This is a genomic window from Lacticaseibacillus styriensis, assembly GCF_030770295.1.
GTDB lineage: Bacteria > Bacillota > Bacilli > Lactobacillales > Lactobacillaceae > Lacticaseibacillus > Lacticaseibacillus casei.
The window spans coordinates 1,410,467-1,427,840 of sequence record NZ_CP132483.1 but is presented as its reverse complement, the minus strand read 5'-3'; the positions used below and the strand labels follow the sequence as shown (position 1 = coordinate 1,427,840).

General features: G+C 48.1%; 17 protein-coding genes. 2 read left to right on the top strand and 15 right to left on the bottom strand.

The genetic code is table 11. The features are described 5' to 3' along the window. Positions 1-190 precede the first annotated feature (190 nt). The 6 genes from LACSTY_RS06895 to LACSTY_RS06870 form a co-directional block, all read right to left on the bottom strand. Positions 191-1,660: a S41 family peptidase gene (locus LACSTY_RS06895; RefSeq protein WP_439898599.1), complete on the bottom strand. Its 1,470-nt coding sequence runs from the start codon at positions 1,658-1,660 to the stop codon at positions 191-193. Continuing rightward, positions 1,602-1,844 carry a YozE family protein gene (locus LACSTY_RS06890; RefSeq protein ID WP_010488395.1) on the bottom strand — a complete coding sequence of 81 codons (243 nt, stop codon included), beginning with the start codon at positions 1,842-1,844 and terminating at the stop codon, positions 1,602-1,604. Before LACSTY_RS06890 ends, LACSTY_RS06895 begins: the two co-directional genes overlap by 59 nt. Before the next feature lie 2 nt (positions 1,845-1,846). Next, entirely contained in the window at positions 1,847-2,365 is a 519-nt protein-coding gene (gene msrA / locus LACSTY_RS06885) for a peptide-methionine (S)-S-oxide reductase MsrA (protein WP_087912123.1), read from the bottom strand. Positions 2,366-2,389: 24 nt separating this feature from the next. Beyond that, positions 2,390-3,031 carry a YpmS family protein gene (locus tag LACSTY_RS06880; protein WP_025013419.1) on the bottom strand — a complete coding sequence of 214 codons (642 nt, stop codon included), beginning with the start codon at positions 3,029-3,031 and terminating at the stop codon, positions 2,390-2,392. A gap of 5 nt (positions 3,032-3,036) precedes the next feature. Next, positions 3,037-3,882 carry an SGNH/GDSL hydrolase family protein gene (locus LACSTY_RS06875; RefSeq protein ID WP_087912122.1) on the bottom strand — a complete coding sequence of 282 codons (846 nt, stop codon included), beginning with the start codon at positions 3,880-3,882 and terminating at the stop codon, positions 3,037-3,039. A 488-nt stretch (positions 3,883-4,370) separates the two neighbouring features. Further along, positions 4,371-5,213 (bottom strand): DegV family protein, encoded by an 843-nt coding sequence (locus LACSTY_RS06870; RefSeq protein ID WP_025013421.1) that lies wholly within the window; start codon positions 5,211-5,213, stop codon positions 4,371-4,373. Between the two features lie 193 nt (positions 5,214-5,406). Here LACSTY_RS06870 and trhA point away from each other — a divergent pair, with 193 nt between their 5' ends. Next, a complete protein-coding gene (gene trhA, locus LACSTY_RS06865; protein ID WP_025013422.1) occupies positions 5,407-6,048 on the top strand; it encodes a PAQR family membrane homeostasis protein TrhA in 642 nt (213 codons plus the stop codon). Between the two features lie 147 nt (positions 6,049-6,195). On the opposite strand, the gene LACSTY_RS06860 is transcribed toward trhA, so the two are convergent. The 5 genes from LACSTY_RS06860 to LACSTY_RS06840 all read right to left on the bottom strand — a co-directional run bounded on the left by LACSTY_RS06860 (position 6,196) and on the right by LACSTY_RS06840 (position 11,540). After that, positions 6,196-6,681 carry a dihydrofolate reductase gene (locus LACSTY_RS06860; RefSeq protein WP_087912120.1) on the bottom strand — a complete coding sequence of 162 codons (486 nt, stop codon included), beginning with the start codon at positions 6,679-6,681 and terminating at the stop codon, positions 6,196-6,198. Between the two features lie 116 nt (positions 6,682-6,797). Then, a complete protein-coding gene (locus tag LACSTY_RS06855; protein ID WP_087912119.1) occupies positions 6,798-7,748 on the bottom strand; it encodes a thymidylate synthase in 951 nt (316 codons plus the stop codon). A gap of 27 nt (positions 7,749-7,775) precedes the next feature. Further along, a complete protein-coding gene (locus LACSTY_RS06850; protein ID WP_087912118.1) occupies positions 7,776-9,668 on the bottom strand; it encodes an ABC-F family ATP-binding cassette domain-containing protein in 1,893 nt (630 codons plus the stop codon). A 94-nt stretch (positions 9,669-9,762) separates the two neighbouring features. Beyond that, complete coding sequence (locus LACSTY_RS06845) at positions 9,763-10,218, bottom strand: hypothetical protein (protein WP_025013426.1); 456 nt, start codon at positions 10,216-10,218, stop codon at positions 9,763-9,765. A gap of 125 nt (positions 10,219-10,343) precedes the next feature. Continuing rightward, positions 10,344-11,540, bottom strand: a complete 1,197-nt coding sequence (locus LACSTY_RS06840; RefSeq protein WP_087912117.1) for a CCA tRNA nucleotidyltransferase — start codon at positions 11,538-11,540, stop codon at positions 10,344-10,346. Positions 11,541-11,641: 101 nt separating this feature from the next. On the opposite strand from LACSTY_RS06840, the gene LACSTY_RS06835 reads away from it, so the two are divergent. Beyond that, positions 11,642-12,520: a YitT family protein gene (locus LACSTY_RS06835; RefSeq protein WP_087912116.1), complete on the top strand. Its 879-nt coding sequence runs from the start codon at positions 11,642-11,644 to the stop codon at positions 12,518-12,520. Positions 12,521-12,531: 11 nt separating this feature from the next. Here the strand turns inward: LACSTY_RS06835 and LACSTY_RS06830 are convergent, their stop codons facing one another. From LACSTY_RS06830 to rpsA, 4 genes are all read right to left on the bottom strand, one after another. Then, the gene (locus LACSTY_RS06830; protein ID WP_087912115.1) at positions 12,532-13,800 is read right to left on the bottom strand and encodes a tetratricopeptide repeat protein; all 1,269 of its coding nucleotides are present in this window, start codon (positions 13,798-13,800) and stop codon (positions 12,532-12,534) included. Positions 13,801-14,102: 302 nt separating this feature from the next. Continuing rightward, positions 14,103-14,378 carry a non-specific DNA-binding protein Hbs gene (hbs, locus tag LACSTY_RS06825; RefSeq protein ID WP_003658248.1) on the bottom strand — a complete coding sequence of 92 codons (276 nt, stop codon included), beginning with the start codon at positions 14,376-14,378 and terminating at the stop codon, positions 14,103-14,105. A gap of 233 nt (positions 14,379-14,611) precedes the next feature. Beyond that, positions 14,612-15,919: a ribosome biogenesis GTPase Der gene (der, locus tag LACSTY_RS06820; protein WP_025013430.1), complete on the bottom strand. Its 1,308-nt coding sequence runs from the start codon at positions 15,917-15,919 to the stop codon at positions 14,612-14,614. A 141-nt stretch (positions 15,920-16,060) separates the two neighbouring features. Then, a complete protein-coding gene (gene rpsA, locus LACSTY_RS06815; protein WP_087912114.1) occupies positions 16,061-17,374 on the bottom strand; it encodes a 30S ribosomal protein S1 in 1,314 nt (437 codons plus the stop codon).

Below are 17,374 nucleotides of genomic sequence, written 5' to 3'. Positions count from 1 at the left end.
AGTAAGGATGATGTAGATTAACAGTCCGTTTTCACACGAGGACTTAGCTATTTAATTAAGCCAGTATACTTTTATTTCAAATAGTATACAGTATAATTTTGCACAATCAATATTTATATTAGTATTTAAACGTAAAAAAATACGCCCACACCCTTAAGGCATGCGCGCATCTAAATAACTTCAATCTAACTTACTTCGTGACTTCCTGCACCGCGGCTTTCACCATCGGATCATCTTTGGTCAGCTGATCACTCAACTTCTGGGCAAGAGCTGCCAAGGTTCCCTGATCAGCTGTGCCGGTTGCGTCGAGTTTGTTGGCTTGCTGGAAGGATTTGACGGCAGCTTGAGTCGCATCGTCGTATTGGCCGTTAACGTTAACAGAACCAACTTTCAAAGCCGTCAACATTTGCTGCAGGGATTTCACATCGCTACCCTTGTCTCCGGGCTTGAGCTGGGTCGCATTGATCAACGTGATTTTGGCCGCAGCCGGATAGTCAACCTTCACATCGGGGGTTAAGCCCTTGTGGTTGATCCAGGTGCCGTCTGGTGTGAGCCATTTGGCAACGGTCAGTTTGAGCTCTTTGTTACTGCCCATTTCGCCGACATTTTGAACGGTGCCTTTACCAAAACTCTTCTCACCGACTAACGGAATATTGCGGTTTTGGTGCAATGCAGCCGCCGTGATTTCGCTGGCCGAAGCTGAATTGCCATCAATCAGCACCGCGGTTTTCTCGGTAATCTTAAAGCCGCCATCGAGTTTCTTACCAGCTTTGTAGACCTCTTTGGCGCCGTTACGGTCTTCGATCTGCATCACGGTTTGGCCATTCTTGGAAAACATCGAGCTGATCGACAAAGCAGCTGTCATCATGCCGCCAGGATTTTGGCGCAGGTCGAGTACAAACGACTTCGCGCCTTCTTTGCGCAATTTCTTAACGGTTGCTTTGAATTGCTTCACAGTCGGTTCGCTGAAGGTGGAGATCGTGATGACACCAACCTGCTTGTTTTCCGGCGCAAGCTTGCCAGTCACGGTATCAACCGTAATCTTCTTGCGCTTCATGGAAAATGTTGCCTGCTTGTTGCCGCGCTTGACCGTCACTGCAACAGTCGTTCCGATTTTACCGCGAATCTTGTCAACCGCTTGCGTGACCGTCTTTTTGGCGACATCTTTCCCGTCAACTTTGAGCAGGACATCGCCTACCTGCATGCCGGCTTTTTTGGCTGGCGTGCCTGGCAAAATGCTGGCAATCGACAGACTGTCGTGATTTTGTTGAATCGTGGCGCCAATTCCCCCAAACGAGGCAGAGATGGTGTCGTCAAGGTCGGTTTTGTCATTGTTTTGCAAATAGACCGAGTAAGGGTCGTCAAGCGTCCCCAACATCCCCTTGATCGCCCCGTCTGTCAGCTTGGTCGTGTTCACCTTTTTGTAGTAATTGTTGGTGACTGTTTCGTACGCGGAAACGACAGGTGCCAATGCCTTAGGAACGCCGGTTTTCAGCACGCTTTGTTGGGCCTGCTGATACGACAAGGCATAGCCGCCTGCTGCACCGCCGCCAAGCGCAACTACAAAGATCAAAATGACCGCCCACAGTGGAACCTTGTGTTTATTGATTGGAATCGCCTCCTGTGCTTTCGCTGGCCAGATAGTCGTGGTACGTTTCATCAAAAATCGCCATTGTCGGCAGATAATTACCGTTTAATTCCAGGTAATCACTTAGCCGATGGTAATCTTTCTCCTGTTTCGGAAAACTTTGATCCAGAAAAGCGTTCTTGGCAAACTCGGCAATTTCCCCATGGTCATTGGGATTGCGCAATGTCATGAGATATTCGTAAAAAGTCCGATGCATGATTAGTCCTTCCAGTTTTTGTCAATAAAAGCTTGGCGTTGTGCATGTTCCATTGCGTACCGCCGCGGATTCTTGGCGTAAAATTGCTGATGCTCCGGTTCGGCCGGATAAAACGGCTTGGCCGGTTCAATCTGCGTCACAATTGGGTCGGGGAAGCGTCCGCTGGCTTCTAACGCCGCCTTCGACGCTTCAGCGGCTTTGCGTTGCGCTTCGTCTTTCACGAAAATAACCGGCCGATAATTGTCGCCACGATCCTGAAACTGTCCCATGGCATCAGTGGGATCGGTTTGCTGCCAATAGATTTCCAACAATGCGGGATAGTCAATAACGTCTGCATCAAAAGTGATCTCAACGGCTTCGGTATGGCCGGTCGTATGCGAAGATACTTGTTCATAAGTTGGATTAGGCACATGCCCACCGGTATAACCGGAAACCACATTTAAAATGCCAGGTTGTTCCTCGAACGGTTCAACCATGCACCAAAAACACCCGCCGGCAAAAATAGCAGTTTCTTTTTTCATGTTTCATCAGCCTCTTTCTAATGGTTACGGCTCATCAGGCAGATAAACCGCAAATTCAAGATCATCATTGGTGAGATCCAATTTGGTGGCCTTTAGTGTCATCCCATTTTGAAGTTTAAATTGGCTCAATTTTAGCACAACAGTTCCGGCCTTACTATTCAGACTTACCCAACGCGGGATTTTATAACTATTACCGATATAACTCATGACAAAACTAATCGGCACCGGTAACGCACCGACATTCAGATCCTTCGCTTTGAGCAGCACGTCGCCATTTTTCAGAACCAATGGATCGAACGTTAACTGAAATTTAACGGAATTGCCAAGAAATTTGAACTTACCGCTTAACGCAGCCTCGTTCGTACCCAGCGTCACCGCATATTTGACGTTGCTGTCACGCAGATAATTTTTTAAATAGTGGGCCATGATGCGATTGGCGCTGGCTTTGGTGAGCTTCACGGTGAAAACCGGTTCATTCGTGGCCGTGGCGGTTTTAGCGGTTGTGTTGATGTTCACCGGTGTCAAAATTGTCTTCGTGAACCAGATACCGGTTCCCAGCAGTAACCCGACCAGCACAAGCAATAACCATTTCCACCAGTTAATCCCGGTTCTGATTTTTTTGGGCTGCGGCGTGTTTCGCTGACGTGATCGTTTCTTTGCTTCCATCCTACCTACTCCCACTCTTTCTTCGTTGCCTGTATTTGTTTCATAAGCTGCTTCGTCATCTGCGCATAACCAGCATTATTGGGATGAAAATGATCCTGAGAGAAAATAAGCGGATTACCTTCGCCGGAAGTTGCTTCTTTGAGCGCTTCTTTAGCCGAAGCCTTGTTTGCTGCTGTGTCCCCGCTCGACAAAACGCTGTCAATATCAACGTAGTAAACGTGTTTAAACTGTTGTAATGTTTTTTGAGTCGCTTGATTCCAGGCAGTGACGCTGTTGGTCATCGCCGTCATTTTTGGAAAATAAACGTAAAATGGATTGTAAATGCCAAAAACGTAAATCGGCGCGGATGGATTTTCCTTGCGAATCGTGGTAAGTAGCGTTGTCAGGCGTTTTTGAAACGCAGTACTGCCTGCCGTAATCTGCTTTTCAGATAGCGTCAAAAAGTGCTTTTGGAGGACATGCATTAAATCATTTCCGCCGGCAGTCACGGTAATGATATTGGCGCGTTTCAGGTCAGTACGGATCTTGGCCTGTTTGTTGATGCGGTTGAGAATTTGCGTGCTGGTGTCGCCACTAACCCCGTAATTTTTCGTCGTGACCTGATACTGGCCGGTTGCCTCTAAATCACTTTTCGTTAACCCGACATACCCGCCATTGTTGGTTGCGTCGCCGACACCATAAGTTAACGAATCGCCAACCGCCGTCAGCTGGATCTGTTTAGGCGTGTTCGAGGCAACTTTAACCTCACTTGGGCTAGTTGCTGGTCCAAACAGCTGCCACCCGCCAAACGCCAGCAGGCAGGCAACCAGCACAACGCCACAAGCTATAAAAATATTTTTTAATTTAGCCATATTGCCTCCCATGAACGCATGTGTTGTTAGTCATAATAGATTATTGTACTTGACCGCGGGTGAATAAACAAAGGTGAATGCTTTTTGACTTGTTTTTATGGTATCGATACCAGTTATTTTTGCGTGGTGGTTGTTGGCGTTTAGCAAGCGGTGTTTGGTTGAGTGCGGATGTGTCGTTGGGCCTGCGCTTGGCTATAACGCGCTCACCAGCCCAGAAACCTCCACATAAGGACCTCAAGCCTAAATGGCCAAAATCTATTTAAAGCGGCGGTGTTCTATTGCGGGCAAATGTATTATCAAATTTTCGCTTTCTATAACGCGTTCACCGGCGCAGGAGCCTGCACATAAGGACCTCAAGCCTAAATGGCCAAAAACCAGCCATTTAAGCTTGAGGCCACTTATGCTCCGGCTCCTAACCGCGCCGGTTCACGCTCACAAACAAAAAAGGCCAACGCCTCCACGCCGGCCGATCGAAGTTTATATAAAATTTAATCAACGTAATAAATGATCGCAAGGGCGCCGGGACCGGTGTGGGTTGCGATGACCGGATCGGTTGGCCGCACCAGAACCGGGACGCTTGGTAAGACTTCCGCAATGCGCTTGCCAACGTCTTCACCTAACTCGGTTGCACCCGCCGTTGAAATGCCAACACTTTTTATATTCGGCATTTTGGCCATTTGACTGATTGTTTCAGTGATAAAGTTATTGATGGTCTTCATGCCGCGGCCTTTGCGTAGCGCTGACAACTCGCCATCTTTCAACTGCAAAACAACTTTGATATTCAAGAATGACGAAATCAAACCGGAAACGCGACTAATCCGTCCACCTTTAACCAAGTTATCCAAACTCGTGACCCCTAAAACCAATGTTGTGTTGTCGCGGATTTGCTTGATTTTATCAAGAATCGTTTGCAGATCCTTACCGGCCTCTGCCATTTCCGCAGCTGCCAAAACCTGAAAGGCCAGCCCGCGATCCGTCGATAACGAATCAACGACCGTCACTTTGCCCTTTGCAAGTTGCGCGGCCTGCCGTGCTGAGTTAACGGTGCCACTAAGCGTTTCCGTCATATGAATCGCCAACACCTGGCTCCCATCGGCAGTCAACTTATCGAAAACATCCGTAAAAGTGCCGATTGCCGGCTGGGATGTCTTTGGCAGATTATGCGCCGCTGCCATTTCATCCATAAAGTCTTCGCGGGTGATCGTTTCACCGTCAATGTAAACCGTATTGTCAATCATAATAGTCAACGGAACAACCGTAATATGGTACTTGCTGATCTCTTCTGGAGTCAGCTGAACGGAGGAATCCGTGACGATCTTGATATTTGCCATGTCTGAGCCACGCTTTCTGTTAGGTTCGTCTACCGTCATAATTATAGCAAACTCCCTAACCAATGTCAGTATACATTACCTAGTTATCATAACTACATTGTGTTGTTTTGTAAACCGTAACATGGTAGAATTTGATATGTAGCAGCGACAGTCGCATTCAAAATTTACGCGGCTGTCTTCAAGGAGGTTGGCAATGCGCGTGTCAAAATCAAGCCATTATGAATTTAACAATGAAATGTTTAGCGCCATCACCCATGCGTTCGCACTCGGCTTGGCCGTGATGGGAACCGTCATGTTAGGCGTTAAGGGAATCAACAGTGGTAGTCAGGTCGAATTATTCAGCCTTATCGGGTTCGGTGTTTCGCTGATGTTGCTCTACACTGCTTCAACTGCCTTTCATGGTTTCTATTTTAGCAAGGCCCGCCATGTTTTGCAGGTACTGGATCACTCCGGCGTCTTCATTTTAATCGCCGGTTCCTACCTGCCGTATTGCTTGGTGGCCATTGGCGGCAAACTAGGCACCGGTCTTTTAATCGCCATTTGGACTTTATGCCTCGGGGGAATTGGCTATAAGCTCTTTTTCCTGAATCGCTTCAAACATTTGGAAACCATGATTTATGTGGTGTTAGGTTGGCTCTGCGTGATCGGCATGGTTCCGCTATGGCATCACCTGGGCCCGGTCGGATTCAGCTTATTAGTGGCTGGCGGCCTAGCTTACACTGGTGGTGCCATGCTCTACTTGCAAAAAGGCATCCCATACATTCACGTTATCTGGCATCTCTTCGTCATCCTTGGCAGCTTGTGTATGTACTTGTCGATTTACTTTTACCTGTAAACGTAAAATAGCCACGAAAAAACGCCTCTCCCGTCATGTGAAGAGACGTTTTTTCTTGGCTATTGTTACCGAGATTTTATCCCCGGCATGTTTTACTGGCAAAGACTAATACATCCAAAAGTAGCGCTTACTAAAGTTGAATTAAGCCTACTTTTTCCAAACTTCATACGTGTGGGTCAAATCCGGATTAACATCTTCAACAGTGCGGCTGGATACTTTGGTGAAGGCATCCCAATCTAACGGGATCATTTTCGTATCGCCATCAAAACTTCCGGCCAATCGCGTGACCAGCAAAGTATCAACGTCATCTTTAAAGGCTGTAAAGATTTGTGCGCCGCCTGCGATAACGAGATCTTGGTCAGGATGCCGCTTGGCGTAAGCGAAGACTTCAGGGACATCATGCAGCACAACAGCCCCCGGCGCCTGATAATCGGCTTGATGGGTCAAAACAACATTCGTGCGCTCAGGCAGCGGCCGCTTAGGAAAGCTTTCGTAGGTACGCCGACCCACAACCATGATTTTGCCCACCGTTTGTGCCCGAAAATAATGTAAATCATCCGGCAGATGCCAAGGCAAATGGCCATCCTTGCCGATAATGCCATTGCGATCCTGTGCCCATAAAAATTCGGTCATATGAAACTCCCCCTTGATCGTTGAAAAATCTCCAAGTCGCTGGATAAACACTTTTGCCATCAATGATTTAATTGATCATACCACGGGCCGCATTAATGAGTCCCCTGACAAGCCCGTCAAACCGCAACTGGCGCCTTGATGGCCGGGTATGGATCATAGTTCAGCAATTTAATATCTTTCATCTCAAAATCAAAAATATCGTGCTTATCCGGATTCAAAACCAATTTTGGTGCTGGACGCGGGGTGCGGGTCAGTTGCTCTTTAATTTGATCAATGTGATTGACATAGAGATGAGCATCGCCAAATGTATGAACGAACTCGCCGACTTTTAGCCCGCACTGGTGCGCGACTAAATGCGTCAGTAACGCGTACGAGGCAATGTTAAACGGGACACCCAGAAAAATATCGCCTGACCGCTGGTAAAGTTGCAAGGACAACTTGCCGTCATTGACATAAAACTGATAAAGCGTATGGCAAGGCGGCAATGCCATGGTCGGAACATCTTCGGGATTCCAAGCCGATACAATTAAACGCCGCGAATACGGGTGCGTCTTGATCTGCTCGATAACATCCCCTAGCTGGTCGATGGTTTGGCCGGTACTGGTGCGCCAGGCACGCCATTGGGACCCATAAACCAACCCGAGATCGCCATATTTCGCAGCGAAGGCATCATCGTTCAAAACCTTTTCGTCGAACTTAGCCATTTCTTCCTGATAAACTTTTGCAAACTCGGGGTCTTTTACCCGGCGATGACCAAAATCCGTCATATCCGGTCCGTGATATTCCGGACTGGTGACCCATTTTTCAAATGCCCATTCATCCCAGATATGGTTTTTGTGTTGCAGTAAGAACCGAATGTTGGTGTCGCCGCGCAAGAACCACAACAGTTCACTTTTAATTAAACCAAATGGCACTTTTTTAGTCGTCAGCAACGGGAACCCCTTGCTGAGATCAAAGCGCATTTGATCTCCAAAAATACTGTAAGTGCCGGTGTGGGTGCGATCGGGTTTGAAATGTCCTTCATCGAGGACTTTTTTTGCAAGATCGAGATATGGCTGCTCTAACATCGTCTTTCCCCTTCTATCGTTTATTGCTCATACATATTGATCCAGCTCGGCGAACCGGTCAAACTTCTGGTCAATCGTCTGGTTGATTTTGTCACTCTTTGCCTGAAGATCACCTAACTTAACGTAATCTTCGCCGTTGACATCGGCCATTTCCGCCTGCACTTTGGCCAAGCGCTCGTCGAGTTCATCGAGTTCTTGTTGCAGTTTATCATACTCTATTTTTTCCGCGTATGTGAGTTTCGACTTCGCTTTCGGCGCAACTTTTTCCGGTGCCGGTTTGGTTGCGACAGGCTTAGCTTTTGGTGTCGCCGGTTGCGCAGCTTGCTTAGCCAGGTAATCGGAAAATTCACCAACAGCGCGGTCAATCTGGCCATTGCCATTGAAGATCAGCAGCTGATCGGCCACTTTATCAAGAAAATAGCGATCATGCGACACGGTGATCACGGTGCCGGGAAAATGATCCAGATAATCTTCTAAGACCGTCAACGTCGCAATATCCAGGTCGTTCGTCGGTTCATCCAACAGCAAAACATTCGGTTGCCGCATGAGCACCTGCAACAAATAAAGCCGCCGCTTTTCGCCGCCGGAAAGCCGTCCGATTAACGTGCCGTGCATATTGCGTGGAAACAGAAACTGCTCCAGCATCTGGGTCACTGATACCCGTTGACCATCTGCCTGCACGACTTCTTCGCCGACTTCTTGCAAATAGGTAATGATCCGTTTATTTGGATCGAGATCGGTATTCATCTGGGTGTAATACCCCAACTGAACCGTTTCTCCTAACGAAATCGTGCCGCTGTCCAGCTTCTGCTTGCCGGCAATAATGTTTAACAACGTTGACTTACCGGCGCCGTTTTGCCCGGTAATGCCGATTCGGGTTCCCGGCTGAACCAACCAGTTAAAATCGTTTAATATGACCTGATGACCGAAGCTCAGGTTGGCGTGGTTCATTTCGATCACTTTCTTGCCGAGCCGCGCACTGGCAATCTGGATCGGATCCAATTGCTGATCAGGTGTCGGCGCATCGTCTTTAGCTGCTTGCAGTTCTTTAAACCGATTGATCCGCGCCTGCTGCTTGGTCGACCGTGCTTGAGCGCCCGCATGCATCCAAGCCAGCTCCTGGCGATAAAGTTGCGCCTGTTTATGGTTAGCCGATTTCTCAGCCTCCAGTTGATCAGCCTTTTTGGCGACATATGCCTGATAGTTGCCTTGATACTGGAAAAGTCGGCCGCGATCCAACTCAAAAATGCGATTGGTGACGCGATCCAAAAAATAGCGATCGTGGGTGACCACGATTAAGGCGCCGCGATAATTGCTTAAATATTTTTCGAGCCAGGCGATGGAATCAAAGTCAAGATGGTTCGTCGGCTCATCCAGCAGCAAGAGATCAGGTGATTCAATCAAAACCTGCGCCAGTCCTACCCGCTTTTGCTGCCCGCCGGAGAGGCTACCGACCCGAGCCGACAAGTCGTCAATATGCAGTTGTGTCAGAATCGTCTTAATATCGGTTTCGGCCGACCATGCGTCTTCTTGGGTCATTCGGGCATCGGCTTTGGTGTAGGCATCGGTTTTCGCCTGATTCAGTGGATCCTTGGTGTAGGCAGCCAATGCCCGTTCATACTGCCGAATAGCCTGAAAAACCGGCGAATCCCCACGATAAATGGCATCCATGATCGGCAGCTCAGGATCAAGATCAGGTACCTGGGCCAGGTAGCTGATGCGATAATTCTTCGGCGTTTTAACCGTGCCGGCGTCTAATGCTTCCAGCCCAGCCAAGGCGCGAATCAGCGTGGTCTTTCCGGTACCGTTCACCCCGATCAACCCGATGCGTTCGCCTTCATTGATTAAAAAGTCGATTTGTTTGAATAATTGCTTGTCACCGTATGCCTTGCTCAGGCCTTCTGCTGTTAGCGTCTGCATGTTGTCCCTCATTTCCCTTGTATCGTTGTCCATCTTAGCAAGAAGCAAGGCACAAGAAAAGGCCGACTCACTGTCGACCTGCCTGTTTGCTGCCTTAAATCCGTGGATATTCGTCGTCCACGGTATGTTGGGCATCAATGACGATGTAAAGATGACCATTCTTGGCTAGCTTACTGGTTTGATACTCATTATCAAGCCCGCTCGGATCTTTTTGCTTAAACGGGAAGTAAATTTGAACCTGCTTTTTGGCTTCGGCATCGAATACCAAGTCCATTTTTTCAATGTCCTGATATTTCGTAGCGCGACCAAACATGCCCATTTCAAGTGAACCGGTGTTGATGTCGCTTGATTTGACATGATCGGCTTCCGGTAAAATTTCAACCTTGAAGCTCTTGCAAGGATGAATTTCCTGAATCTGGCCGCCGTGAATCCGCCCATAGCTGGTGGTTACCCGGCTGATCCAGACATCGGCCAACTCATCATGCTGGACCGTCCATTCATCACCATTACGAAAATGAAAAACCAATTGTTCAAAAACATGTTCTGCCATTAGAAATCCCCCTTCACGATCACACCAGCATCAAGGTTGGCCAGAAACTTTTGGGAAGCCTTGCGACCACCCATTGATCCTGATGTGACGTTGTTGTATGTGCTTACATGCTCATCATAACACACTCACTGCCGTTCTCGAGACATTTCAATTGCTGCAGGCAACAACTTTTTGGGATCATTGGGCAAAACACCGGCCACAACCTGTGATTCAACCTGACGAAGCAATTTCCCCATTTCGGGGCCGGGACGAACACCGGCTGTGATTAAATCACGCCCGGTCAGTGCCAGCTCCTTTTTTGAGTGAATTGGCAACTGGGCATATGCTGCTGCCAGCGCCTGTCGATCAAAGTCCGGTTTCAGCAAGGCGGCCACTTCACCAGCAACTGCCACAGCTCGGGAGCCGGCAGTATACAAATCCCAGGCAGTCGGCGTTGATATTTTGGCCAGCAGCGTCACCGTCTGACTGACCAGATCAATTAAGTCGTTAGATTGCTTCCAGGCTTTTAAGGTTGGTTCCGGAGCTAACTTGAGCATAAAAAGCAGCGCGCTCCAACCGCTGGCAATACCGCTAAAAGGGGTGTCCGGTAGCTCGCTAAAGTGCCACAAAGCCGTTCGCTGGCCAGCCAGTTCCGGGGCATACGCAAACAATCCGGTCGTCACAAAGTCTTGAATACCAAACCGTCGATCAATCCCTATCAAAAGCCGGTTAAATTCCGCCGCAGTCCGTTCAACCGAAATATGCTTTAGCAGCGGAGCATTTGCCGTAATTGCTTCTTTGGTCGCCGGCTCAATGTGAAAACCCAGCTGACTTTCAAACCGGACGGCGCGCATCATCCGCAGCGCATCCTCGTGAAAACGCGCGTGCGGATCACCAACTGCCCGCAACTGGTGCTTTTTCAAATCGGCCAGTCCGTCGAATAAATCAATAATCGTGCCGTCATGGCGAACTGCCAAGGCATTAATCGTAAAGTCTCGGCGTTTGAGATCTTCTGCCAATGACCGGACAAATGTCACGTGATCCGGCCGGCGAAAATCCTGATACCGCGACTCGGTTCGAAATGTGGTGACTTCGTATCCCGTCCCATGGTCCAACACCATCACAGTCCCATGCTCGATACCGGTATCGACGGTGCGCTTAAAAATGCGCTTAATCTCCTCCGGGTAGGCTGAGCTGGCGATATCGACATCATGGATCGGCAGCCCTAACAACGCATCGCGCACACTGCCACCGACAAAATAAGCTTCATAACCGGCTGCTTCGATTTTTTTTAAAATGGGAATCGCAGCTTGAAAATCAGGCTGCTTTAAATCTAACTGCATTTGCCCTACTCCTTTTGTTTTGGCGTTGACCTCACCTCAAAAATACCGCAAAATAAGATTTCTGTTAAAATGAGCTTAAATTCTTTTTTGGGAGGCACCTTATGTCACGCAACATGCGGGTTTGTCTGGATCTTTTGATGATTGTTCTCGGTTGTGCTTTATACGGATTTGGCTTGGTCTATATTAACATTGCCAACCACCTGGCAGAAGGCGGCGTCACGGGGATTACGCTGCTGATTCGTTACTGGTGGCACGTGGACCCGGCTTACAGCACAGTATTGCTTAATATCCCGCTTCTCATCGTGGGGTATAAGTTTCTGGGAAAACGGGCGTTGGCGTATACGATTTTCGGAACGTTAATGTTGTCGGCATGGCTATGGATTTGGCAGCGGGTGCCATTAAGCATCGATATTCACCACGACTTGTTCATTTCCGGGGTGCTGGCCGGTCTTTTTGGCGGTTTTGGCAGCGGCTTGATTTACCGCCACGGCGGCACAACTGGCGGCACCGATGTTGTGGCCAGAATTGTCGAGCAACAAACGGGGGTGCCGATGGGGCGGACACTGCTCATTTTTGATGCAATCGTTTTGACCATTTCGCTGACTTATTTGAACCTTGAATTGATGATGTACACATTGCTGGGTGCCTACGTCTTTTCCCGCATTGTTAACTTTACGCTGGATGGCGCATATGCAGCCAAAGGTGTGCTGATTGTTTCGGACCACAGCCAGGCAATTGCCACGGCAATTATGAATGATCTTGAACGCGGCACCACCTTTTTGCACGCGGAAGGCGGCTTTGCGCATGATCGCAAGCAAGTCGTTTACGCGGTTGTTGCCTCAACGGAAATCGCCTATACGAAACGGTTGATCGAGGCCATCGATCCCCACGCCTTCATCAGCATTCTGGATGTCCACGAAGCATTAGGCGAAGGCTTCACTTACCAGAAGAAACGGCGACGACTTTTGTTCGGCCACTAATCCCTCGCACTTTAATCCGCCTCATCATTGAGTTCATCTAACCGCATTTGCATGTCATCATCGGTCGGCACCAGTTTCAGGTAACGAACCAAAGCAGCTTTGAGTTCGGCGCGGGCACCGGTTGACTGGAAGAAATCAATCAAATCATGAAGAAAGTCTGGCGAATCCTGGAAGCGATTGAACGCTAACAGGTAATTCTCTCGGGCTTTTTTAACATCATCCAGCCGATCATAACTTTTAGCCATGTTCCAGTAAATCTGCGGGTCGACATCACCGCTGCGATCAATCTGGCTAAGAAAATCGATATTCTCCTGATCACGTTCCTGCTGAACCAGAAAATTACTCCAGGCCAACATATTGCCTTGATCTTCCGGATCGATTTTCAGTGCTTTTTGTAAATAATTTTCGGCTAAATCGGGATTATCTTCACTAAGCGCTAGTTTGCCGCCTAACGCGTATAAGTTTGGGTTCGTGTCATCGACCATAACCCCCGCTTGAACGGTGTCTAAGGCCTTATCAGGCTGATTCTGGGCCTCATACGCACGTGCCAACGGTAAATAAGCATTGGCATAACTTGGATCGGTGTCAATTACCGCCTGTAAGTTGGTAATGGCCTTGGCCGGATCATCCAACTGCAAATACAAACCGCCAAGTTCAAATCGGCCACTGAGATCCAATGCATCCACACCGACATCCTCATAAGCAGCCACTGCGTCTTCATATTGGCCGGTTTGCGCCAGACTGGCCGCCAGCCGCGCTTCAATGTTAACCCCGGCAAGTTCCTTGGTTCCGCCCGCAAGAAGCTCGTTGTACGCCGCAATCGCCTGAGGAAAATGACCCCAGTCAAAATAAAACTCGCCAAGCGCAAATGTTACGACCGGCTCTTTGGGCGCCAGTTTCTTGGCTTCCAATAACTTCTGCTCACTAACTTCATACAACCCCAGTGTCTGATAAACATCGGCGGCGCTTACCAGACTTTGGACATAAGCCGGATCGCCTGGCTGAATGCGACTCAGATAGTTCAGTGCAGCATCTGTATCGCCGTCAGAAACCGCAATATCGGCCAAAGCAGTGGCCAAGTCGCCTTGATCCGGATACCGACCTAATAGGCCCTGATACAACCGCTTAGCTTGGCCATTGAAGCCCATGGCGTAAAGTTCTTCAGCTAGATTGTATTGGGTTTCGTCGTCATCATGCTTCAAAACCTGCGTAAAAAGTTGACGCGCCGTCTCCATCTGACCTGCTTCAAGTGCATCGAGCATTTTTTGTGCGTAACTCATAACTGCCTCCGTATCTGAAAAGCCAAAATAAATTCCATATGCATAAGTTTAACATGTGTGAGCGTGAACCGGCGCGGGAGAAGCCGGAGTGTAAGTGGCCTTGGGCGTGATGGCGGGCTTTGCCATTGCGACCAAGGTCCTTACACGCAGACTTCTGCGCCGGTGAACACGTTAATGTGAGCGTGAACCGGTACTTGAGCCAGTAACCACATCATGACTTATCACAGCCAAAACGCGCAAAAACCGAGTCCGCTAAGACTCGGTTTTTGGTGGTACTTTAACAGTTGACTCAATTGAACCGTTTATTTAACGGCATCCTTGAGTGCTTTACCAGGCTTGAATGCTGGTACTTTAGATGCTGGGATCTTGATCTCGGCACCGGTTTGTGGGTTGCGACCCTTACGAGCAGCACGCTCACGAACTTCGAAGTTACCAAAGCCGATTAATTGAACCTTGTCACCCTTTGAAAGGGAATCCTGGATGGAACCGAAAACTGCATCAACAGCTGCGGTTGCGTCCTTCTTGGTCAAACCGGTTGCAGTTGCAACGCTTTCGATCAATTCTGCTTTGTTTGCCATGAACATTTCACCTCCATAATTGATTAGATGCGTGAACACCTAAACATGTCCATTCCTGACCGCTCAGGAATGAAGAAACAATGATAATTATGTATCACCATTTCAGGTTTAAACATAGCATAGCAAGCCCGCCGTGACAAGGTTTTTGCCAAAATTTTTGCTCGATAATCGCGGATTGGTTATCGAAAATCTCGATTTATTGAATGAAAAGTCATTATCCAACATTGTAAAAATTATTTACGTTGACGGGCAATGACGTGAATCGGCGTCCCGCTAAAATCAAATGCCTGACGCAACTGGTTTATGAGAAAGCGCTCGTAAGAAAAGTGCAATAAATCGGGATCATTCACGAAAACCACGAAAGTTGGCGGTTTGACGGCCACTTGCGTCATATAATAAATTCGCAAGCGTTTCCCATTAACTGTCGGTGTTGGTGTGACAGTAATGGCATCCATCAAGACATCATTCAACACGCTACTCTGAATTCGCCGGGTTTGGTTTTCTGAAACCTCGACGATCATAGCTGGCAAGCTCTGTAAACGTTGTTTGGTCTTAGCTGAGACAAAAATTATCGGCGCATAATCCAGATATTGGAATTCCTGGCGAATCAAATTCTCAAAATCTTTCATGGTGTGATTATCTTTTTCTACCGTATCCCATTTATTCACCACGATAATAATACCGCGTCCAGCTTCATGGGCATAACCGGCGACTTTCTTGTCCTGTTCGCGAATGCCTTCTTCCGCATTAATGACGACCAAAACCACATCTGATCGGTCAATCGCACGTAAAGCCCGCAGTACGGCGTATTTTTCTGTATTTTCGTAAACCTTGCCGCGTTTACGAATCCCGGCGGTATCAATCATGGTAAATGTTTCGCCATCGGCTTCAAACTTGGTGTCGATGGCGTCGCGCGTTGTGCCTTCAATGGGACTCACGATGACGCGATTCTCCCCTAGAATAGCATTCACAAGCGATGACTTCCCGACATTCGGGCGGCCAATCAGACTGAACTTAATACTATCGTCTTCAACTGAATTGGCTTCTTTGGGGAACGCCGCCAAAACAGCATCCAAAACATCGCCTAAACCGATGCCATGGGTACCGGAAAGCGGAAATGGTTCGCCAAAGCCTAATGAATAAAAGTCATAGATATCCTGCCGGCGCTCTGGATTATCGACTTTGTTTACAGCCAAAACAACCGGCTTTTTCGCTCGATAAAGTATCTGTGCCACCCGTTCATCAGCATCAGTGACACCTGCTTCGACACTGGTCAGAAACAGAATCACATCGGCTTCCTCAATGGCAATTTCAGCCTGATCTTTAATTTGGGACAGAAACGGCTCATCGCCGAGATCAATCCCGCCAGTATCGATCACCGCGAATTCTTTGCCTAGCCATTCGCTTTTACCGTAAATCCGATCGCGCGTGACGCCTGGCGTATCTTCAACAATCGAAACCCGTTCACCGAGAATCCGATTAAAAATAGTTGATTTACCGACGTTAGGCCGGCCGACAATGGCAAGTGTTGGTAAAACCATGTTGTGGCCTCCTTTCTTTGCTGAGGTCTTTTATGAGCACTTTTAAAATGTATCGCAACCGATCCGCTAATTTTATGTGCAACAGACCGTTAGCCATAAAAAAAGTTGAGCCAAGGCTCAACTTTTTAAAGGACGGAACAATTACTTGTTGTCATCCTGATCATCGTTCTTACCTTTAGCAGCGTCTTTCAACGCATCGCCCAAGATATCACCAAGTGAGAAGCCGGAATCATCTTGCTGATACTCAGCAGGAATCGATGTCGACTGATGACGATCATTGCCACGACGCGGACGGGATGAACGGCGATGTTCGTTATTGCCGCTGTTATTGCCGCCTTCGTGCGCTGGCGTTTCGCTGGCGCCTGCTGGACGATCCTGCAATGCTTTGATGGACAATGCCAAGCGATGTGCGTCAGGGTCAACTGACAGCACTTTAACCTTCACTTCTTGGCCTTCCTTTAAAACATCAGCTGGCGTTGCAACATGCTCATGTGAAATCTGAGAAATATGAACAAGGCCTTCGACACCAGGGAATACTTCAACGAACGCACCAAACGTCGTCAAGCGCTTAACCGTGCCGGTCAAAACTGAGCCAGCCGGTGCTTTTTCTTCGATATTATCCCATGGCTGTGGCAGGGTTGCCTTGATGGACAAGGAGATGCGATTACGGTCAGGATCAACATTCAAAACCTTAACCTTAATCTCTTGACCAACCTTCAAGACATCACTTGGCTTATCAACATGGTCGAATGAAATTTCAGACACATGAACCAAACCATCCACACCGCCGAGATCAACAAAGGCACCAAAGTTGGTCAAACGAGCAACCTTACCTTCAACGACATCGCCTGGTTGAATCTTAGCAAAGATTTCTTTGCGTGCTTCAGCTTTGCTTGCTTCAACAATCGCTCGATGCGAAAGAATCAAGCGGTTTTCACTAGGTTCGATTTCAATAATCTTAAATTCGAGTTCTTTGCCTTTATATTGATTGAGATCTTCAACAAAGTGATCTTCAACCATTGATGCCGGGACAAAGCCACGAACACCGGCATTGACAACCAAACCACCTTTGACAACGCTGGTGACAGGTGCCGTGATGGTTTCGCCGGCTTCATATTTAGCCTGGATTTCTTTCCAAACCTTTTGTGCTTCAAGACGGCGCTTGGACAGCAGGAACTGACCATTTTCTTTATCTTTGCCAACCGTTGAAAGCACAACTAAATCAAGTTTGTCGCCGACCTTGGCAACATCGTGAATGTCATCGATTGGCTGAGTTGATAACTCCTTGATCGGGACCACGCCTTCGACGCCTGTTCCTTCGATCCCAACGATCAATTGTTTATCTTCAACAGCAAGGACATCTGCCTTAACAGTGTCACCAATCTTTACTGTAGTGACACTCTTAAGGGCGTCCGCCATTGTTTCGGTGTTCTCATTAACGTTATTATCACTCAT

Excerpts from the sequence above, each read along its gene's own strand:
- LACSTY_RS06875 (WP_087912122.1), bottom strand. The coding sequence starts at position 3,882 with ATGGCTAAATTAAAAAATATTTTTATAGCTTGTGGCGTTGTGCTGGTT.
- msrA (WP_087912123.1), bottom strand. The coding sequence starts at position 2,365 with ATGAAAAAAGAAACTGCTATTTTTGCCGGCGGGTGTTTTTGGTGCATG.
- hbs (WP_003658248.1), bottom strand. The coding sequence starts at position 14,378 with ATGGCAAACAAAGCAGAATTGATCGAAAGCGTTGCAACTGCAACCGGT.
- rpsA (WP_087912114.1), bottom strand. The coding sequence starts at position 17,374 with ATGAGTGATAATAACGTTAATGAGAACACCGAAACAATGGCGGACGCC.
- LACSTY_RS06840 (WP_087912117.1), bottom strand. The coding sequence starts at position 11,540 with ATGCAGTTAGATTTAAAGCAGCCTGATTTTCAAGCTGCGATTCCCATT.
- LACSTY_RS06835 (WP_087912116.1), top strand. The coding sequence starts at position 11,642 with ATGTCACGCAACATGCGGGTTTGTCTGGATCTTTTGATGATTGTTCTC.
- LACSTY_RS06890 (WP_010488395.1), bottom strand. The coding sequence starts at position 1,844 with ATGCATCGGACTTTTTACGAATATCTCATGACATTGCGCAATCCCAAT.
- LACSTY_RS06855 (WP_087912119.1), bottom strand. The coding sequence starts at position 7,748 with ATGTTAGAGCAGCCATATCTCGATCTTGCAAAAAAAGTCCTCGATGAA.
- trhA (WP_025013422.1), top strand. The coding sequence starts at position 5,407 with ATGCGCGTGTCAAAATCAAGCCATTATGAATTTAACAATGAAATGTTT.
- der (WP_025013430.1), bottom strand. The coding sequence starts at position 15,919 with ATGGTTTTACCAACACTTGCCATTGTCGGCCGGCCTAACGTCGGTAAA.
- LACSTY_RS06850 (WP_087912118.1), bottom strand. The coding sequence starts at position 9,668 with ATGCAGACGCTAACAGCAGAAGGCCTGAGCAAGGCATACGGTGACAAG.
- LACSTY_RS06870 (WP_025013421.1), bottom strand. The coding sequence starts at position 5,213 with ATGGCAAATATCAAGATCGTCACGGATTCCTCCGTTCAGCTGACTCCA.
- LACSTY_RS06880 (WP_025013419.1), bottom strand. The coding sequence starts at position 3,031 with ATGGAAGCAAAGAAACGATCACGTCAGCGAAACACGCCGCAGCCCAAA.
- LACSTY_RS06895 (WP_439898599.1), bottom strand. The coding sequence starts at position 1,660 with ATGAAACGTACCACGACTATCTGGCCAGCGAAAGCACAGGAGGCGATT.
- LACSTY_RS06860 (WP_087912120.1), bottom strand. The coding sequence starts at position 6,681 with ATGACCGAATTTTTATGGGCACAGGATCGCAATGGCATTATCGGCAAG.
- LACSTY_RS06845 (WP_025013426.1), bottom strand. The coding sequence starts at position 10,218 with ATGGCAGAACATGTTTTTGAACAATTGGTTTTTCATTTTCGTAATGGT.
- LACSTY_RS06830 (WP_087912115.1), bottom strand. The coding sequence starts at position 13,800 with ATGAGTTACGCACAAAAAATGCTCGATGCACTTGAAGCAGGTCAGATG.